A 15,079-nucleotide genomic window follows, 5' to 3' on the forward strand; every position below is an offset into this window, starting at 1 on the left:
GGAGAAAAAAGATGTCGTACGGCGTACGTTTTATGGCGATCCTCCTGTTCGGAGTCACCCTCGGGCTGGCCACGGCACTCGCGTCGACCGGCTTACCGGTGCCCGCGGCCGCGACGCTGGCCCTCGTCATCGTCGGCGCGGTGGCCCTGGCCGTCGAGCGCAAGACCGGCCGGGACTCGCCGGTCCTGGGCGTCACGTTCCTGTCGTTCGGCGCCATCGCCGGGATCGCCGCCATGGTGCAGGCCGTGCCGCAGGTCAACGGGTGGATCATCGGGATCGGCACTCTGATCGTCGAGATCGCGCTGCTGATCGGCGTGATGAAGGGCTACCGGAAGCTCGCCGGGCAGGCCGGCAGTCTGCTGCGCCAGCGGCTCGCCCAGCAGAAGGGCTGGACCTACGCCCACGAGGCCGAGGTCCCGGTGCCCGGCCCGCGCACCGCCCCACGGCTGGTGGCCGTGCCCAACGACGCCACGTCGACCACCGGCCAGGAGGTCGTCTACGGCGCGGTCAACGGGCTGAACTTCATCGTGTTCGACCGGCGCCGCCCGAACGACCGCACCGGTCACCCGCAGACCGTGTGGCTGATCCAGTTGCCGGTCGCGCTGCCCTACCTGATCTCGTCCTACCTGCCCTACCTGCAGCAGGAGGAGGGTGCGGGTGAGGCGGAACCGACCGCCGCCCTGCTGGGGCAGATCCTGGGACTGCCCGCGGTCCGCCCGGGCCAGCCGCAGGATCACACCGACCACCCCGGGTTCGGCCGGGTGCTGCTCACCCCCGAGGTACGCCAGGCCACCACCGCACCGGACTTCCCGCGCCGCTGGTGGATCGAGGGCACCTACCTGTGCGCCACCTCGGACGGCGAGACCGCCAACCCCAAGCTGGTCGCGATGTGGGTGGACATGCTCACCAGCTTCGCCGCCCGCTTCCCCTGGCCCTCCCTGACCAGCACCCCCAGCTGACCCCACCGCACCCAAAGTCCCCACGCAAGCAGTGAACGAGGCCAGCGTGGGGAGTTACGGTGCGCTCCGCACCCAAAAACCCCACGCAAGCAGTGAACGAGGCGAGCGTGGGGAGTTGCGGTGCGGTCCGCACCTGAAAACCCCAAGCAAGCAGGGAACCTGGCCAGCGGGGTTGGGGTGACCTGGGGGGAGCGCGGATGTCGCCCGGAAGGGTTTGCGTTTTGGACGCGTAGCGGCCAGCGAAGCCTGGAGGGTCCCGGCGGGAGCGGCGGTCTGTACCCCAGCGGACGCACGACATCCTGCATTTGAATTTGATCTTGCAGGAGTGCCGCGATCATCCAGGGACAACCTCTCCCTGGATGATCACGGCCTTCGCCTGGCTGGAGCGCTGCCGCATCATTGACCGTGTTGATCGGAGGTGGGCGGATGGATCGGGCACAGCTGGCGGATTTTCTTCGGGCGCGGCGGGAGGCGTTGCAGCCGGAGGACGTCGGGCTGCTGCGCGGGCCGGTGCGGCGGACCAGCGGGTTGCGGCGCGAAGAGGTCGCCGTGCTCGCCGGGATGTCGGTGGATTACTACAACCGGATCGAGCAGCAACGTGGGTCGATGCCGTCCGAGCAGATGCTCGCCGGGCTCGCTCGGGGGCTTCGGCTGACGCTGGCCGAAAGGGATCATCTGTTCCGGCTCGCCGGGCATGCCGCGCCGGTGCGGCGGATCCGGGACGATCATCCGAGCCCGGTGATGATGCGGATCGTCGCCAGTCTTGCGGACGTGCCGGCGTTGCTGTTCTCGCAGTTCGGCGAGGTGCTGCTGCAGACGCGGCCGGCCGTGGCGCTGCTCGGCGGGGACTGGACGCGGTTCAGCGGGCTGTCGCGGTATCTGGTGTATCGCTGGTTCGTGGAGCCGGCGATGCGCGACCTCTATCCGGTCGAGGACCATCCGCTGCGCGGGCGGGTGTTCGTCGCGGACATCCGGGCGGCGTACAGCGCGGATCCCGGCGGTAAGGCCGGCGAGATCGTCGCGGCGTTGCTGGAGGTCAGTGCGGAGTTCGCCGCGATCTGGCGGCGGCACGAGGTGGACGTGATCCACCACCACGACCTCAAGCGCTACCGGCACGCCGAGCTGGGCGAGCTGGAGCTCTACTGCCAGCCGGTACTGGACCGCGACCAGTCGCACGAGCTGCTGGTCTTCACCGCGGTGCCCGGCTCGCCGAGCCAGGAGAAGCTGCGGATGCTGGCCGCCGTCTAAGCGTCTCCGGCGTCACACCTCTTCCACTGTGCTTCGAATCCGAAGCATGTTACGGTCAGAAAGTGCTTCGAGTTCGAAGCAAAACATCTCTCCTCAAGGTAGGTAGTCGTCATGAAGGCAGTGCGTTTTTCCGAGTACGGCGACCCGTCCGTCCTGCGCTACGAGGACGTCGAGCAGCCCGTTCCCGCCGCCGGACAGGTCCGGATCCGGGTGGCCGCGACGTCGTTCAACGGGGTCGACGGCAACATCCGCGCCGGGTTCATGCAGGGCCCGATCCCGGTGACGCTGCCGCACACCCCCGGCCTGGACGTCGCCGGGACCGTCGACGCGCTCGGCCCGGACGTGGACACGGTGGCCGTCGGTGACCAGGTGATCGGGTTCCTGCCGATGACCGGGGTCGGTGCGTCCGCGGAGTACGTGCTGGCGCCGGCCGAGATCCTGACCGCCGCGCCGAGCAGCATCCCGCTGGTCGACGCGGCCGCGCTGCCGACGGTGGGTCTCACCGCGTGGCAGGCGCTGTTCGACCACGCCGAGCTGACCGCCGGGCAACGGGTGCTGATCAACGGGGCGGGCGGCGCGGTCGGCGACTACGCCGTGCAGCTGGCCAAGAACGCCGGCGCGTACGTGATCGGTGTCGCCGGAGCGCGCAGCGCGGGCCGGGTCCGGGCGGCGGACGAGGTCCTCGACCCGGACAGTGCCGGGAAGGCCGAGCCGGTCGACGTGGTGGTCAACCTCGCGCCGGTCGCGCCGGAGCAGCTGGCCGCGCTGGTCACGCTGATCCGGCCCGGCGGGGTGCTGGTGAACACGACGGTGTGGATGCCGGCGCCGAGTGACGAGGAGCGCGGGGTGCGTGGCGTCAACCTGTTCGTCCGCAGTGACGCGGAGCAGCTGGCCGGGCTGGTGGCGCTGGTCGACGCGGGGAAGCTGAACGTCGACGTGGCGCGGCGAGTGCCGCTGGCCGAGCTGGCGTCTGTGCACGCCGAGCCGGGCGCCGTGGCCGGCAAGACCGTGATCGTTGTCGCGTCCTGATCAGCCGGCGCCCCGGCGCTTGGCCCGGGGTTTCGCGGAGCGGGGCGGGGTCGCGCGCATGTGGGCACGGACCCGGCCGAGCACCTCGCTGAGCGCGGCCAGGTCGCCGGTGGCCATCGGGTCGAACAGCAGCCGCCGCACGTCGGCCACGTGCCCCGGCAGCACCCGGGCGACCAGGCCCCGGCCGCTGTCGGTAACGGTCACCACGATCACTCGTTCGTCGTCGGGTGACGACGAGCGGGTGATCAGGCCCCGCTTGTCGAGCAGCCCGGCCTGGTAGGTCAGGCCGCTGCGGCTGTACACCACGCCGTCGGCCAGATCGGTCATCCGCAGCCGGCCGTCCGGGGCGTCCACCAGCCGGGCCAGGATCTGGAACTGCACGTAGCTGAGGTCGCCCTCGGCCCGCAGGTGCGCGTCGACCGCGTACTGGAGAAGGCTGCTGACCTCCATCACCGCGAAATACGCACCGAGCTCCTCGGGGCTCAGGCCAGGCGTCTCGTCAGTCACGCCGGCCATCCTACTTGCTTCGAATTCGGAACAGGAGAACCTTGATGTCCAGCCCGAAACTGATCACCGTGGTCGGCGCGACCGGCGCCCAGGGCGGCGGCGTCACGCGGGCGCTGCTCGCGGACGAGACCTTCACCGTACGGGCGGTGACGCGTGACGCCGGGTCGCCGAAGGCCCGCGCGCTGGCCGAGCTCGGCGCCGAGGTGGTGACGGCGACGCTCGACGACCGGGACAGCCTGCGCGCGGCGTTCGACGGGGCGTACGGGGCGTTCCTGGTCACGCCGTACTGGGAGCACCGCTCGCCGGAACGGGAGATCGCCGAGGTGCAGAACCTGATCGGGGCGGCCCGGGGCGCCGAGCTGCGGCACGTGCTGTGGTCGACGCTCGAGGACACCCGGGCGGCCATCCCGGCGGGCGACGAGCGGATGCCGCTGCTCGACGGCGGCTATCGGGTGCCGCACTTCGACGTGAAGGGCGGGACGGCCGACGCGCTGTTCGCGGAGTCCGGCCTGCCGGTCACGTACCTGCTGATGTCGTTCTACTGGGAGAACCTGCTCGGCGACCTCGCGCCGCAGCGTGACCCGGACGGGACACTCGCGCTGCACCTGGCGATCGGGGACGCGGCGATCGCCGGGGTGGCCCTGGACGACCTGGGCGCGATCGCGGCGCGGGCGCTGCGGCGGCCGGCCGAGACGATCGGCGCCACCATCCCGGTGGCGACCGAGCATCTGACCGGCGAGCAGATCGCGGTGGCGTTCGCCAGGACGCTCGGCGAGTTGGTGGTCTACCGGCCGCCGACGCATGATCAGCTACGGGGGCTGGGCTTCCCGGGCGCGGACGAGTTGGGCAACATGTTCCAGTACTACGCGGAGTTCTCCGAGCACGCGCTCGGGTTGCGGGGCACCGGTGTCGCCCGGGCGATGCAGCCGCGGTGGCGCAACCTCACCGAGTTCCTGACCGGCCGTCGCTCGGATGTGGCGCAGGTCACAGCCTAGCCGCCAACCTTTTCCGGGCCGGCGCGTCCTCTCAGGCGACAGTGCACCGACCGACACAGTGCTGGAGCTTGAGATGCGCAGATCCACCCGGGCCCTCGCGGTCACCGCCGGAACCGTGGCCGTCATCGCGATCGGCGGGGTGTCCGCCGCGGCGGCCTTCGCCGACGAGGAGACCCCGGCTACGGCCCCGACTCCGACCGCGTCCGTGGCACCGACCCCGACCGCGTCCATCGCGCCGACGCCGACCGCCTCTGTCGCACCCACCCGCACCGCGGCCACCGCATCACCGGCGCCCACCGCTTCCACGCGGAACCCGACCGCCTCGCCGGTGCCCACCCGGGTGCAGACCGCCACGCCGGTCCCGACCGCTTCCACCCGGGAGCAGACCCCCGCGCCGACGCGGTCACCCGTCACCCGCCGGCCCACCAACGCACCGACGCCCAGCGCCTCGGCCGCCTCCTGAGGTATCGCGCCGGCCGCCCCGCGCGGCCGGCGCGCCACCGTCCGCCCGTCTCCCCGACCCACACCGCGAGGCCCTTTTGATCTTCGTGCTCCCGATGCCCCCGTCGCTGCTGCGCTGGATGCGCGGGGCCGCGTCCAGCCGTGTCGTGACGACGGCGGCCGCGGCGCCCGCGATCTACGAGCTCTATCGGGAGCGCCGGCTGCCGCTGGTCCGGCTCGCCGTACTCATGGTTGATGATCTGCCCACCGCGGAGGACATCGTCCAGGACGTCTTCACCCGGCTCTACCGCCGGCACGGCACCAGCCTGGACGCGGTCGACGACCCGAACGCCTACCTGGTGTCCGCGGTGATGAACGCGGCCCGGTCGGCGCTGCGCCGGCGCCGGATCGCCCGGGCCTACCTGCCGCCGCGCCCGGTTCCGGCGCCGGCTGCCGAGGACGAAGCCCTTCTCGGTACGGGTGACCACGAGGTGATCCAGGCGCTGGGCCGGCTCACCGCCCGGCAACGGCAGGTGATCGTGCTGCGCTACTGGTCCGGGCTGTCCCAGCAGGAGATCGCCGCCACGCTGGGGATCTCCGCCGGGACCGTCAAGTCGACAGCGCACCGCGCCCTGACCCTGCTCCGCACGCGATTGGAGGAGAGATGACCGAGACCGATCTGGAACGGCGCCTGCGGGAGGCGCTGTCCGCCCGGGCCACCACGGTGACGAGCCGGGACCTGCGCCCCGCATCGGCGCCGTCCCGGACCGCCGGCCGGAGCACCGCGGCCCGGTGGTCGCTGCCGATCGCCGCCGGCCTCGCCGCGGCGGCGGTGTCGGTCACGGCGTTCGCCCTGCTCCGGCCGGCGGATCCGACGCCGGCCCCGCCCGCGGCACCGGCTTCGCCGTCGTCGTCTCCGTCGCCGTCGTCACCCGCCTCGCCGATGCCGCGCTCGACGGAGCCGGAGGCGCCGGAGGTCACCCCGTCCGCGGCGACCCGCACGACGTCGACGGCCGAGCCGACGCCGACCAGGTCCACACCGGCGCGGACCACCCTGGCGCCCAGTCCGCGCTGACCGCGGGTCAGGACAGGAAGCTGCCGTACGGGCCGTTGAGGATGCCGTTCTTCTGGGTCTGGCTGAACGTGCAGTTCGGGTAGCTGTAGAAGGACGCCGACATGCAGGTGCCGTCGGTGGAGGTGGCGTCCGGGAGGCCGAACGCGTGGCCGAGCTCGTGGACCATGCCGCCGTACCAGCGGGGCATCGGCTCGGTCTTGCCGGCCGCGCCGTCGGCGTCGTGGCCGCTCAGCAGCACCCAGCCGGGCTGGCCTCCGCCACCGGACTTGCCGGCTTCCTCGGCGCTGACTTCGGCGACGAAGAGCCAGCGGCTGTCCGGGTTGCTCAGGCCGTACCGTTGCTGAAGTTCGCCCTGCATGTTGAAGATGACGCAGGCGTACCGGTCACCGTTGGGATCGCAGTTGTTGTTGATGTACCAACTCGTGTCGTGCAGGCCGTCGACCGCCTCCACGACCGGGCTGTTCAGCGTGAACGTCTTGCCCAGCTGCTGGCGGAAGAAGCTCTGCGCCTCCCGCATGACACCGGCGATCCCGTCGGGGTAGCGCTGGTCGTAGGCCACGTCGGTGGGCTTGAGCCAGAAGACGCGCACGGTTCGCGCCGGGGGTGTCTGCGGAGTCGAGGACGACGGTGTCGCGGTCGGTGAGGCGGTCGGTGACGTGGTGGCGGTCGGTGACGTGGTGGCGCCGGTGCAGGTCACGCCGTTGAGCGTGAAACTCGCCGGTACCGGGTTGGCGGTGTTGTTCCACGAGCCGTTGAAGCCGAACGACGTGCTGCCGCCGGTGGCCAGGGGCCCGTTCCAGGCGGCGTTGACCGCGGTGACGGCGGTGCCGCTCTGTGTCGTGGTCGCGTTCCACGCCTGGGTGACGGCCTGCCCGGCGGTGAACGACCAGCGCACGGTCCAGCCGGTCACGGCGTCACCGAGGTTGGTCACCGCGACGGTTGCCGAGAAGCCGCCGGACCATTGTGAGCCGATCGTGTACTGCACGCGGCAGCCCGAGGCGGCGGCGTGCGCGGTAGTGGTGACGGTGGCGGCTGTGGTGCCGCCGACGAGGGCGGCCAGGGTGGCCGCGATGAGCGGGGTGCGGCGTGCTCGGTGGAACATCATCGCCTCCTTGCGGAAACACGGTCGGATGCCACGGTGGGTGCGCGCCGCCCCCGCGAAGCGCCAGGGGGCAGCGTCGCGGGCGCGGCGTCGGCAGGCACGCCCACTCATCGCAATCGATGAATGTCGATTGCGGGCCACTCTGAACTACGAAAACCTTTTCGGCAAGGAGGGCGGCGGCAGCATCGCTTCTCCACGGCTCCCGCGATCCGGTTGTATGCCTCTGCTTCGATGGGCTGGCGGCAGACCTTCGGGATAGGAGTTCGCGCATGGCTGAGAGCGCCTGGCTCAACTTCCACTGCGGGACCGATAAACAGACCCGGCTCGCCACCTTTCACCACAACGGCACCGAGTGGCTGCTGGCGGAGGTGTCCGCCGAGCCGCTGCCGGAGGGCGGCGCCATGCCCGGGCGGATCGCGATGACCGGGCAATTCGGCCTCGCGCCCGGCTACACCGGCTGTCCGGGCTGCGCGGCGGTCAACTTCGTGCGCTGCGGGAGCTGCGCCGAGCTGGGGTGCTGGGTCGGCGCCTCGGTCGACTTCACGTGCGGGAACTGCGGAATCCAGGGCCCGGTCGTGGGCACCATCGAGTCGCTCGACGCGATGGACGTCGCTTGAACTCTGTCGAGCCGACCACGCCTGCACTAGCGCAGACTGGTTTGCTGTGGAAACCTGTTGGCATGAATACTGAAGCGATGCACGCCGGTGGTGATCCGCGTCAGCTGCTGTCGGAGGTGCGGGCACTTGCCCACCGGGTGCGGGTCGACCAGCGGATGACGTGGGTGGCGCTGCTGGTGCTGGCGGTGGTGACCCTCGCCGGGATCCCGTTCGACTGGTTCGGCATGCGACTCACCTGTCACGCCGACGGCAGCTGCGAGTTCGCGCGCCGCGGCGTGTTCTATTACTGGCCGCCGGCGCTGCTGTTGGCTTACGCGACAATCAGTTTTTGGTACGTACGGACCGCCCGATCGCGGGGGCTCGGCGCCCGGGTCATGCCCTACGCGATCACCGGCGCCGTGACCACCGTCGTGTTCACCGCGGCCTGGGTGGCGGCGGCGCTGTACTTCCCGAGCCATCCGGCACCGATCGACCCGCTGCCGTACTGGTGGTTCGTGCTTGACCGGCTGGTCGCGCCGTGGGGCGTGATCGGGGTCGCGCTGCTGGTGCTGGCCCGGCTGGAACGCAACGTCGCGCTGCTGCTGTTCACCCTGGCCTACCTGGCGCTGGTGCTGCTGGTGCTGCCGATGAACCTCGGCTTCGGGCCGCCGCACTGGCAGATCCGGGCCGGCCTGGCGGTGCCGCAGCTCATCACGGGGGTGGTGCTGCTGCTGGGCGCGGCCGGGTTCCGGGCAGCCGCCCGCCGGCAGCACCGGTGACAGCCGTGACCGGCACCCCGGAGCCGGACGCCGCGCACCCGGCGCACGGCCTGGACGAGGTGGTGCACCAGCGCGTACGCCTGGGGATCCTGACCATCACGCACGAGGCGCGCCGGGTCGAGTTCGGCTACCTGCGCACCCAGCTGCAGCTGACCGCCGGCAACCTCTCCAAGCACCTGAGCGTCCTGGAACAGGCCGGGCTGATCGAGGTGGAGAAGGGTTACGAGGGCCGGCGCGGCCGCACCTGGCTCACCCTGACCGCGGCCGGCACCACCGCGCTCACCGACGAGATCCGCCGGCTCAAACAGCTCATCGCCCGCGTGGAGACCACCGACAACCCGGAGGACCGATGACCACCGCACTGACCCGTCGACACCTGCTGACCACGGCACTCGCAGCCGGGGTCGCCCTACCCCTCGGTGCCGGCCGGGCCGCGGCGGCACCGGCGCGACTGACCCTGCCCGCACCCACCGGGCCGCACCCGGTCGGCACGGTGTCGATGCACCTCGGCGACAGAAGACGGCCGGGGCGCGAGATGATGGCCAGCTTCTGGTATCCGGCGCGGGACGTCAGGCGTCATCCGGTGGCGCCGTGGCTGGCCGCCGCGCCACTGCGGGAGCTGCTCGCCGCGAACGGGCTCGACCCCGACGTCGCGTCGCCGCTCACCGCCGGGCACGAGGGCGCCGCGGTGCTGCCGGGCGGGCCGCGACCGGTGGTGGTGTTCTCGCACGGCTCCAACGGCCACCGGTCCGAGACCACCATCGTGGTGCAGGAACTCGCCAGTCACGGCTACGTGGTGGTCACGGTGGATCATCCGGACGACTCGTTCAGCGAGTTCCCCGACGGGCGGGTCACCGTGCCCAGCGAGGACGACAACGGCACTCCTTGGGATCATGCTCACGACGTACGAAATCTGCTTGATCGGATCGCGGACCTGGCCGGCGGCCGCAACCCGGACCTTCAGCGGCGGCCGCTCCCGGCGAACCTGGCGGGAGCGCTGGACCTGCACCGGATCGGCATGTTCGGCTGGTCGAAGGGTGCGACCGCGACCGCGCTGGTGATGAACACCGATCGGCGGGTGCGGGCCGGGCTCAGCTTCGACGGCCCGATGCTGTCCCAGCCGCGACCTGCCGCGATCGACCGGCCGTTCATGCTGATGACCGCCGAGTTCACGCCCTGCGCCGAGGAGTCCGGGGTCGCCGAGCTCTGGCCGCTGCTGCACGGGTGGCGGCGCCAGGTGCACGCGGAGGGCGCCGACCACGGGTCGTTCTGCGACAGCGCGTGGCTGCTCCCCCAACTGGCGGCGCGCGCCGACGCGCCTCTGGACCCGGCCCAGGCGGTACGGATCCAGCAGGCGTATCCGCTGGCGTTCTTCGACCGGCACCTGCGCGGGCAGCGGCAGGGGCTGCTCGACGGCCCGCATCCGGACTTCCCGGAGATGCAGTTCGTCTCGTCGGTCGCCTGCCCCTGACCGGGTCAGCCGCTGATGGTGTGCACGTCCGGGCCGGCCGCGTCACTTCCTTTGTCGAACCACCCGTCGCTCCACTCGGGGTGCGCGCCCAGGACGACAGTGGTGCCCCCGACGGTCTGCCCGAAAACGAATATCGACTGGGGAAGCCAGCCGTCCTCCGAGCCGATCAACCGCATGCGGATCTTGAAGAATGGATCATCCGAATCGAGGTTCTCCTTGGAGACGTCGAACTGATACTGGTCCGTCCGCCCTCTCTCCCTCTCGTTGTGCGGAAGGTTGGGAAAGTCCAGCTCGACGTGGTCGCCCGGCCGCTCGATCTCCAACACGAAGTCGGCGTCCGTGCCGGCATCCGATTCGTCCTTGGTCGTGTGAATAACGGTGATACCGCTGAGAAGAGGCACCTTTCCTCCTTGTTCGTTCCGGAAGAATGCTGGGTGTTCGATCGAGGCCCCCGGGTCAGCCGCGGGCGAGCCAGGTGAAGGTCATGGTGGTCGCGTCGGTCGGTGCCACCGTCAGAAAAGGCCCGCCGGACTCCGGGCGTCAAACATCTGGCCCTGATCTGACATACCGCGGCCGGGTATGAGACAGGCCACACCGGTACGCCGGCCGGATTAACCCGGGCCGCCGGTGATTTGTTCGTGATGTGACTATCGACGTGGATCCCGCGCCCCTGTTCACCCCGTACACCCTCGGTGGTGTCGACCTGGCCAACCGCTTCGTGATGGCGCCGATGACCCGGCAGTTCTCGCCCGGCGGGGTTCCCGGCGCCGACGTGGCGGCCTACTACGCGCGCCGGGCACCGCACGTCGGGCTGATCGTCACCGAGGGCACCTACGTGGACCATCCGTCGGCCGGGTCCAGCGATCGGGTGCCGCGGTTCTACGGTGCGGACGCCCTCGAAGGCTGGCGCGCCGTCACGCAGGCGGTGCACGCTGCCGGTGGGCGGATCGTCCCGCAGCTGTGGCACCTCGGCGCCACCCGGGCCGCGGGCGCGCCGCCGCACCCCGACGCGCCGGTGCTGAGCCCGTCCGGGCGGCGAGCCGACGGCACCGTCGTCGGTGAGCCCGCGACGCCCGACGACCTGGACGCGGTGGTGGCCTCGTTCGCGCGGGCGGCCCGCGACGCCCAGCTCGCCGGGTTCGACGGCGTGGAGATCCACGGGGCGCACGGCTACCTGCTGGACCAGTTCCTCTGGTCGGGGATGAACAGCCGCGGTGACCGGCACGGCGGGAGCCCGGCCAACCGGGCCCGGCTGGGCGCCGAGGTGGTGGCCGCGATCCGGGCGAGCGTCGGGCCGGACTTCCCGGTGCTCTTCCGGTTCTCGCAGTGGAAGGGCGCCGACTTCGACGCCCGGATCGCACAGACGCCCGGCGAGCTGGAGCAGCTGCTCGCCCCGCTGGTGGACGCCGGGATCACCGGCCTGCACGTGTCGACGCGGCGGTACTGGCTGCCGGCCTTCGCGGACTCGTCGCTGACCCTGGCCGGCTGGACGAAGAAGGTCACCGGGCTGCCGGTCGTCGCGATCGGCTCGGTCGGCGTGGCGCAGGCCTTCCGCGGCGAGAGCGAGGAGCCGGCCTCGACGCTGAGTGTCGCGCCGCTGCTGGAGCTCTTCGAACGCGGTGAGTTCGACCTGGTCGCGCTGGGCCGTGCCCTGCTCTCCGAGCCGGCCTGGCCGACCAAGCTGCGCGAGGGCCGGCTGGCCGAGATCCGCCCCTACGACAAGGCCGACGAGAGCCGGCTCAACTGAACCCTCGTCGACGCCGGGCGGCCCGAAATCACGGTGCCCGGCGTCGACGCGGCGCGGTCAGCCGACCTGCTTTGCTGGGACGAGGGCCGGACCAGCGATTATGGTGACGAAAATGTCAGACAACAGGATCGGGCTGCGCGGCGACCGGGGCGCGGTCCTCGGCGCGATGATGCTGGCCACCGGGCTCATCGCGATCGACTCGACGATCATCGCGACCGCCGTGCCGTCGGTGGTCGCCGACATCGGCGGGTTCCACGAGTTCCCCTGGCTCTTCTCGATCTACCTGCTCGCCCAGGCCGTGTCGGTGCCGGTCTACGGCAAGCTCAACGACATGTTCGGCCGCAAGCCGGTCATCCTGTTCGGGATCGCGCTGTTCCTGCTCGGGTCGATCTTCTGCGGACTGGCCTGGAACATCTGGGTGCTCATCGCGTTCCGCGTCGTGCAGGGCCTGGGCGCCGGCGCGATCCAGCCCACCACGATCACGATCGTCGGCGACCTCTACTCGATGGAGGAGCGGTCCAAGGTCCAGGGCTACGTGGCGAGCGTCTGGGGCATCTCCTCGGTCGTCGGCCCCACCCTGGGCGGCGTGTTCAGCGAGTACGTCAGCTGGCGCTGGATCTTCTTCGTCAACGTGCCGCTCTGCCTGCTCGCCGCCTGGATGATCATGCGGAAGTTCCACGAGAAGCCGGACCGCGCCCGCCCGGTGATCGACTACACCGGCGCGGCCCTGCTCACCGGCGGGTTGACGCTGCTCATCCTCGGCGTCCTGGAGGGCGGGCAGGCCTGGGGCTGGGCGTCACCGGCCGGCGTCACGATCCTCGGCACCGGAACCGTTCTCCTGGTCGCGTTCGGGTTCGTGGAGCGCACGGCGGCCCAGCCGGTCCTGCCGCTCTGGATGTTCCGGCGCCGGCTGCTGGTGACCAGCGGGCAGCTCGCCGTCGGGGTGGGCGCCATCCTGATGGGGCTCAGTTCGTACGTGCCGACCTACGCCCAGCAGGTCCTCGGGGCCGGGCCGCTCGTCGCCGGGCTGGCCCTGGCCGCGCTGACCCTGGGCTGGCCGATCTCGGCGAGCCAGGCCGGCCGGGTCTACCTGCGCTTCGGGTTCCGGACCTGCGCGCTGATCGGCACCACGCTGGTGCTGCTCGGGTCGTCGCTGCTGCTCCTGCTCGGACGGCACTCCGGCGTGCTGGAGGTGGCGGCGTTCTGCCTGATCATCGGCTTGGGCATGGGACTCACGGCGGCGCCCACCCTGATCGCGGCGCAGTCCAGCGTCGGCTGGGCGGAGCGGGGCGTGGTCACGGCGAACAACATCTTCCTGCGGTCGCTGGGCAGCGCCCTGGGTGTGGCGGTGTTCGGCGCGGTCGCCAACGCGGTGCTGGGGTCGGGCGAGGTCACCGCGGCGGGCCTCACCACGGCCGTACACCGGATCTTCCTCGGCATCGTGCTCGTCGCCGCCGTGATGGTGGTGCTGGCGGCGCTGCTGCCCGCGGTGTCCCGCGCGGACGACCGGTCGGGCCGGCGCCGGCCGTCAGACCTTGGCGCTGATACCCCCTAGGGGTATGGTGGGCGCATGAGCGTCGATCCGCACCAGACACATCCGACAGCCACGTGGGGCATGGCAGCCTCGGCGACGGTGCACTGCCTGACCGGCTGCGCCATCGGCGAGGTGCTGGGCATGGTGATCGGCACGGCCGCGGGCCTGCACAACACCGCCACCGTCGTACTGTCGATCTTTTTGGCCTTTGTGTTCGGTTATGCCCTGACCATGCGCGGGGTGTTGCGTGCCGGCGTCGATGTCCGGACCGCGCTGAAGGTGGCGCTGGCCGCGGACACCGTCTCCATCGCGATCATGGAGTTGCTGGACAACGCGGTCATCGTGGCCGTGCCGGGCGCGATGGACGCCGGGCTCACCAGCACGCTGTTCTGGGCGTCGCTGGCCGGTTCGCTGGTCGTGGCGTTCCTGCTGACCACCCCGGTCAACCGCTGGATGATCTCGCGCGGCAAGGGTCACGCCGTGGTGCACCAGTACCACCACGCGCACTGACCGGACGGGCCGTCAGACAGCGGCCCGGATCGCAACGGCGGTGACCGGTGCGGGCATCAACGCCCACACCGTCTTGCCGGCCTCACCGGATCGGGTGCCCCACGCCAGCGCCATCGCGTCGATCAGGAGCAGGCCCCGGCCGCCGGCCTGCCGGGCGCCGGGATGCCGCACCTGCGGCGCGCCGACCGCGGTGTCGGCGACCTCGACGAGGACACCGGCCGCGGTGAGGGAGAGCGTGAGCTCCCCGCCGCCGCCGGTGTGCTGGCCCACGTTCTGCACCAGCTCGCTGACCGCGATCAGCACGTCGTCGCGCCACGCGTCGTCGGATCCGGCCTCGACGTGCTCCGCGAGGGCCGCCCCGGCCATGCGTCGCAGCGGTGACGCCGGGTCGTCGCGCCCGAAAACCGCGCACAGAATGATCACCGACAGTCCTCCCCCGTGCCGTGCACCTGACGTCAACGCTAACGACTGACCGCACGCACGGGAAAGCCGGAGTGGAGCAACCGCTCCACTCCGGCTCCGCATCGTGGGTCAGGCGTCGGGCCGGGCCACGTCGCCCTGCCAGGTGCCGGTGGCGGCGCCGCGGCTCTCGATGAAGTCCTTGAACCGCTTCGTGTCCGCCTTCACCTGGTGGCTGTCGACGCCGACGGCGCTGCCGACCTTCTCGATGAAGCCCTCCGGCTCCCAGTCGAGCTGGACGGTCACCCGGGTCTCGCTGTCGGCGAGCCGATGGAAGGTGACCACGCCGGCGTGCTTCGTGTCACCGCCGGTGCTCTTCCAGGCCACCCGCTCGTCCGGGTGCTGCTCGGTGATCTCCGCGTCGAACTCGCGGGTCTGCCCGGCGATCTTGGTCACCCAGTGGGTGTGGGTGCTGTCGATCTGGGTGATCGACTCGACGCCGTCCATGAACTGCGGGAAGTCCTCGAACTGCGTCCACTGGCTGTAGGCCGTGCCGATCGGCACGTTCACGTCCACGGACTCGGTCACGGTAGTCACGACATTCTCCTTAGAAGAGGTTGCTCATCAACTACCCGGGAGCGAGGCGGCAAACCTCTTCTGCGTCGATTTCTGCGTCGATTTCTGCCG

The 15,079-nt window shown here is 71.1% G+C and carries 19 protein-coding genes; 14 read left to right on the plus strand and 5 right to left on the minus strand.

From position 1 onward, the window contains the following. Positions 1-32: 32 nt before the first annotated feature. The 3 genes from Apa02nite_RS18165 to Apa02nite_RS18175 all read left to right on the plus strand — a co-directional run bounded on the left by Apa02nite_RS18165 (position 33) and on the right by Apa02nite_RS18175 (position 3,236). Positions 33-959: a hypothetical protein gene (locus Apa02nite_RS18165; protein WP_203826042.1), complete on the plus strand. Its 927-nt coding sequence runs from the start codon at positions 33-35 to the stop codon at positions 957-959. A 426-nt stretch (positions 960-1,385) separates the two neighbouring features. Next, the gene (locus Apa02nite_RS18170) at positions 1,386-2,207 is read left to right on the plus strand and encodes a helix-turn-helix transcriptional regulator (protein WP_203826043.1); all 822 of its coding nucleotides are present in this window, start codon (positions 1,386-1,388) and stop codon (positions 2,205-2,207) included. Positions 2,208-2,318: 111 nt separating this feature from the next. Continuing rightward, positions 2,319-3,236, plus strand: a complete 918-nt coding sequence (locus Apa02nite_RS18175; RefSeq protein ID WP_203826044.1) for an NADP-dependent oxidoreductase — start codon at positions 2,319-2,321, stop codon at positions 3,234-3,236. Here Apa02nite_RS18175 and Apa02nite_RS18180 read toward each other — a convergent pair whose 3' ends face one another. Further along, the gene (locus Apa02nite_RS18180; protein WP_239164380.1) at positions 3,237-3,743 is read right to left on the minus strand and encodes a MarR family winged helix-turn-helix transcriptional regulator; all 507 of its coding nucleotides are present in this window, start codon (positions 3,741-3,743) and stop codon (positions 3,237-3,239) included. It abuts the gene before it with no gap. Between the two features lie 44 nt (positions 3,744-3,787). Between Apa02nite_RS18180 and Apa02nite_RS18185 the strand changes: the two genes are divergently transcribed. The 4 genes from Apa02nite_RS18185 to Apa02nite_RS18200 all read left to right on the plus strand — a co-directional run bounded on the left by Apa02nite_RS18185 (position 3,788) and on the right by Apa02nite_RS18200 (position 6,254). Then, positions 3,788-4,738 (plus strand): NmrA/HSCARG family protein, encoded by a 951-nt coding sequence (locus tag Apa02nite_RS18185; RefSeq protein WP_203826046.1) that lies wholly within the window; start codon positions 3,788-3,790, stop codon positions 4,736-4,738. A 73-nt stretch (positions 4,739-4,811) separates the two neighbouring features. Next, a complete protein-coding gene (locus Apa02nite_RS18190) occupies positions 4,812-5,201 on the plus strand; it encodes a hypothetical protein (RefSeq protein ID WP_203826047.1) in 390 nt (129 codons plus the stop codon). Between the two features lie 94 nt (positions 5,202-5,295). After that, on the plus strand, positions 5,296-5,847 hold the full coding sequence (locus Apa02nite_RS18195) for an RNA polymerase sigma factor (protein WP_239164381.1): 552 nt from the start codon (positions 5,296-5,298) through the stop codon (positions 5,845-5,847). Continuing rightward, a complete protein-coding gene (locus Apa02nite_RS18200; protein WP_203826049.1) occupies positions 5,844-6,254 on the plus strand; it encodes a hypothetical protein in 411 nt (136 codons plus the stop codon). Before Apa02nite_RS18195 ends, Apa02nite_RS18200 begins: the two co-directional genes overlap by 4 nt. A gap of 7 nt (positions 6,255-6,261) precedes the next feature. Here the strand turns inward: Apa02nite_RS18200 and Apa02nite_RS18205 are convergent, their stop codons facing one another. Further along, positions 6,262-7,356 carry a cellulose binding domain-containing protein gene (locus tag Apa02nite_RS18205; RefSeq protein ID WP_203826050.1) on the minus strand — a complete coding sequence of 365 codons (1,095 nt, stop codon included), beginning with the start codon at positions 7,354-7,356 and terminating at the stop codon, positions 6,262-6,264. A gap of 269 nt (positions 7,357-7,625) precedes the next feature. Here Apa02nite_RS18205 and Apa02nite_RS18210 point away from each other — a divergent pair, with 269 nt between their 5' ends. From Apa02nite_RS18210 to Apa02nite_RS18225, 4 genes are all read left to right on the plus strand, one after another. Further along, positions 7,626-7,973, plus strand: coding sequence for a hypothetical protein (locus Apa02nite_RS18210; protein WP_203826051.1), 348 nt, complete (start codon positions 7,626-7,628; stop codon positions 7,971-7,973). A 62-nt stretch (positions 7,974-8,035) separates the two neighbouring features. Further along, positions 8,036-8,731 carry a hypothetical protein gene (locus Apa02nite_RS18215; RefSeq protein ID WP_203826052.1) on the plus strand — a complete coding sequence of 232 codons (696 nt, stop codon included), beginning with the start codon at positions 8,036-8,038 and terminating at the stop codon, positions 8,729-8,731. Further along, a complete protein-coding gene (locus Apa02nite_RS18220; RefSeq protein ID WP_067685397.1) occupies positions 8,728-9,084 on the plus strand; it encodes a winged helix-turn-helix domain-containing protein in 357 nt (118 codons plus the stop codon). Before Apa02nite_RS18215 ends, Apa02nite_RS18220 begins: the two co-directional genes overlap by 4 nt. Further along, positions 9,081-10,202, plus strand: a complete 1,122-nt coding sequence (locus tag Apa02nite_RS18225; RefSeq protein ID WP_203826053.1) for an alpha/beta hydrolase family protein — start codon at positions 9,081-9,083, stop codon at positions 10,200-10,202. The genes Apa02nite_RS18220 and Apa02nite_RS18225 overlap by 4 nt, the downstream gene beginning before the upstream one ends. Positions 10,203-10,207: 5 nt before the next feature. Here the strand turns inward: Apa02nite_RS18225 and Apa02nite_RS18230 are convergent, their stop codons facing one another. Beyond that, positions 10,208-10,603 carry a hypothetical protein gene (locus tag Apa02nite_RS18230; RefSeq protein ID WP_203826054.1) on the minus strand — a complete coding sequence of 132 codons (396 nt, stop codon included), beginning with the start codon at positions 10,601-10,603 and terminating at the stop codon, positions 10,208-10,210. Between the two features lie 242 nt (positions 10,604-10,845). Here Apa02nite_RS18230 and Apa02nite_RS18235 point away from each other — a divergent pair, with 242 nt between their 5' ends. The 3 genes from Apa02nite_RS18235 to Apa02nite_RS18245 all read left to right on the plus strand — a co-directional run bounded on the left by Apa02nite_RS18235 (position 10,846) and on the right by Apa02nite_RS18245 (position 13,993). Beyond that, the gene (locus Apa02nite_RS18235; protein ID WP_275412484.1) at positions 10,846-11,949 is read left to right on the plus strand and encodes an NADH:flavin oxidoreductase; all 1,104 of its coding nucleotides are present in this window, start codon (positions 10,846-10,848) and stop codon (positions 11,947-11,949) included. Between the two features lie 112 nt (positions 11,950-12,061). Continuing rightward, the gene (locus Apa02nite_RS18240) at positions 12,062-13,504 is read left to right on the plus strand and encodes an MFS transporter (RefSeq protein ID WP_203826055.1); all 1,443 of its coding nucleotides are present in this window, start codon (positions 12,062-12,064) and stop codon (positions 13,502-13,504) included. A 15-nt stretch (positions 13,505-13,519) separates the two neighbouring features. Continuing rightward, entirely contained in the window at positions 13,520-13,993 is a 474-nt protein-coding gene (locus Apa02nite_RS18245; protein WP_203826056.1) for a DUF4396 domain-containing protein, read from the plus strand. Positions 13,994-14,005: 12 nt separating this feature from the next. On the opposite strand, the gene Apa02nite_RS18250 is transcribed toward Apa02nite_RS18245, so the two are convergent. Together Apa02nite_RS18250 and Apa02nite_RS18255 are read right to left on the minus strand one after the other, a co-directional pair. After that, positions 14,006-14,416 (minus strand): ATP-binding protein, encoded by a 411-nt coding sequence (locus Apa02nite_RS18250; RefSeq protein WP_203826057.1) that lies wholly within the window; start codon positions 14,414-14,416, stop codon positions 14,006-14,008. 108 nt (positions 14,417-14,524) lie between these two features. Next, a complete protein-coding gene (locus tag Apa02nite_RS18255; protein ID WP_203826058.1) occupies positions 14,525-14,989 on the minus strand; it encodes an SRPBCC family protein in 465 nt (154 codons plus the stop codon). Positions 14,990-15,079: the final 90 nt, after the last annotated feature.

Source organism: Actinoplanes palleronii (assembly GCF_016862315.1).
Taxonomy (GTDB): domain Bacteria; phylum Actinomycetota; class Actinomycetes; order Mycobacteriales; family Micromonosporaceae; genus Actinoplanes; species Actinoplanes palleronii.

What these genes read in the sequence shown, in the direction of transcription:
- Apa02nite_RS18165 (WP_203826042.1), top strand. Translation starts at nt 33, where the DNA reads ATGGCGATCCTCCTGTTCGGAGTCACCCTCGGGCTGGCCACGGCACTC.
- Apa02nite_RS18170 (WP_203826043.1), top strand. Translation starts at nt 1,386, where the DNA reads ATGGATCGGGCACAGCTGGCGGATTTTCTTCGGGCGCGGCGGGAGGCG.
- Apa02nite_RS18175 (WP_203826044.1), top strand. Translation starts at nt 2,319, where the DNA reads ATGAAGGCAGTGCGTTTTTCCGAGTACGGCGACCCGTCCGTCCTGCGC.
- Apa02nite_RS18185 (WP_203826046.1), top strand. Translation starts at nt 3,788, where the DNA reads ATGTCCAGCCCGAAACTGATCACCGTGGTCGGCGCGACCGGCGCCCAG.
- Apa02nite_RS18190 (WP_203826047.1), top strand. Translation starts at nt 4,812, where the DNA reads ATGCGCAGATCCACCCGGGCCCTCGCGGTCACCGCCGGAACCGTGGCC.
- Apa02nite_RS18195 (WP_239164381.1), top strand. Translation starts at nt 5,296, where the DNA reads ATGCCCCCGTCGCTGCTGCGCTGGATGCGCGGGGCCGCGTCCAGCCGT.
- Apa02nite_RS18200 (WP_203826049.1), top strand. Translation starts at nt 5,844, where the DNA reads ATGACCGAGACCGATCTGGAACGGCGCCTGCGGGAGGCGCTGTCCGCC.
- Apa02nite_RS18205 (WP_203826050.1), bottom strand. Translation starts at nt 7,356, where the DNA reads ATGTTCCACCGAGCACGCCGCACCCCGCTCATCGCGGCCACCCTGGCC.
- Apa02nite_RS18210 (WP_203826051.1), top strand. Translation starts at nt 7,626, where the DNA reads ATGGCTGAGAGCGCCTGGCTCAACTTCCACTGCGGGACCGATAAACAG.
- Apa02nite_RS18215 (WP_203826052.1), top strand. Translation starts at nt 8,036, where the DNA reads ATGAATACTGAAGCGATGCACGCCGGTGGTGATCCGCGTCAGCTGCTG.
- Apa02nite_RS18225 (WP_203826053.1), top strand. Translation starts at nt 9,081, where the DNA reads ATGACCACCGCACTGACCCGTCGACACCTGCTGACCACGGCACTCGCA.
- Apa02nite_RS18240 (WP_203826055.1), top strand. Translation starts at nt 12,062, where the DNA reads ATGTCAGACAACAGGATCGGGCTGCGCGGCGACCGGGGCGCGGTCCTC.
- Apa02nite_RS18245 (WP_203826056.1), top strand. Translation starts at nt 13,520, where the DNA reads ATGAGCGTCGATCCGCACCAGACACATCCGACAGCCACGTGGGGCATG.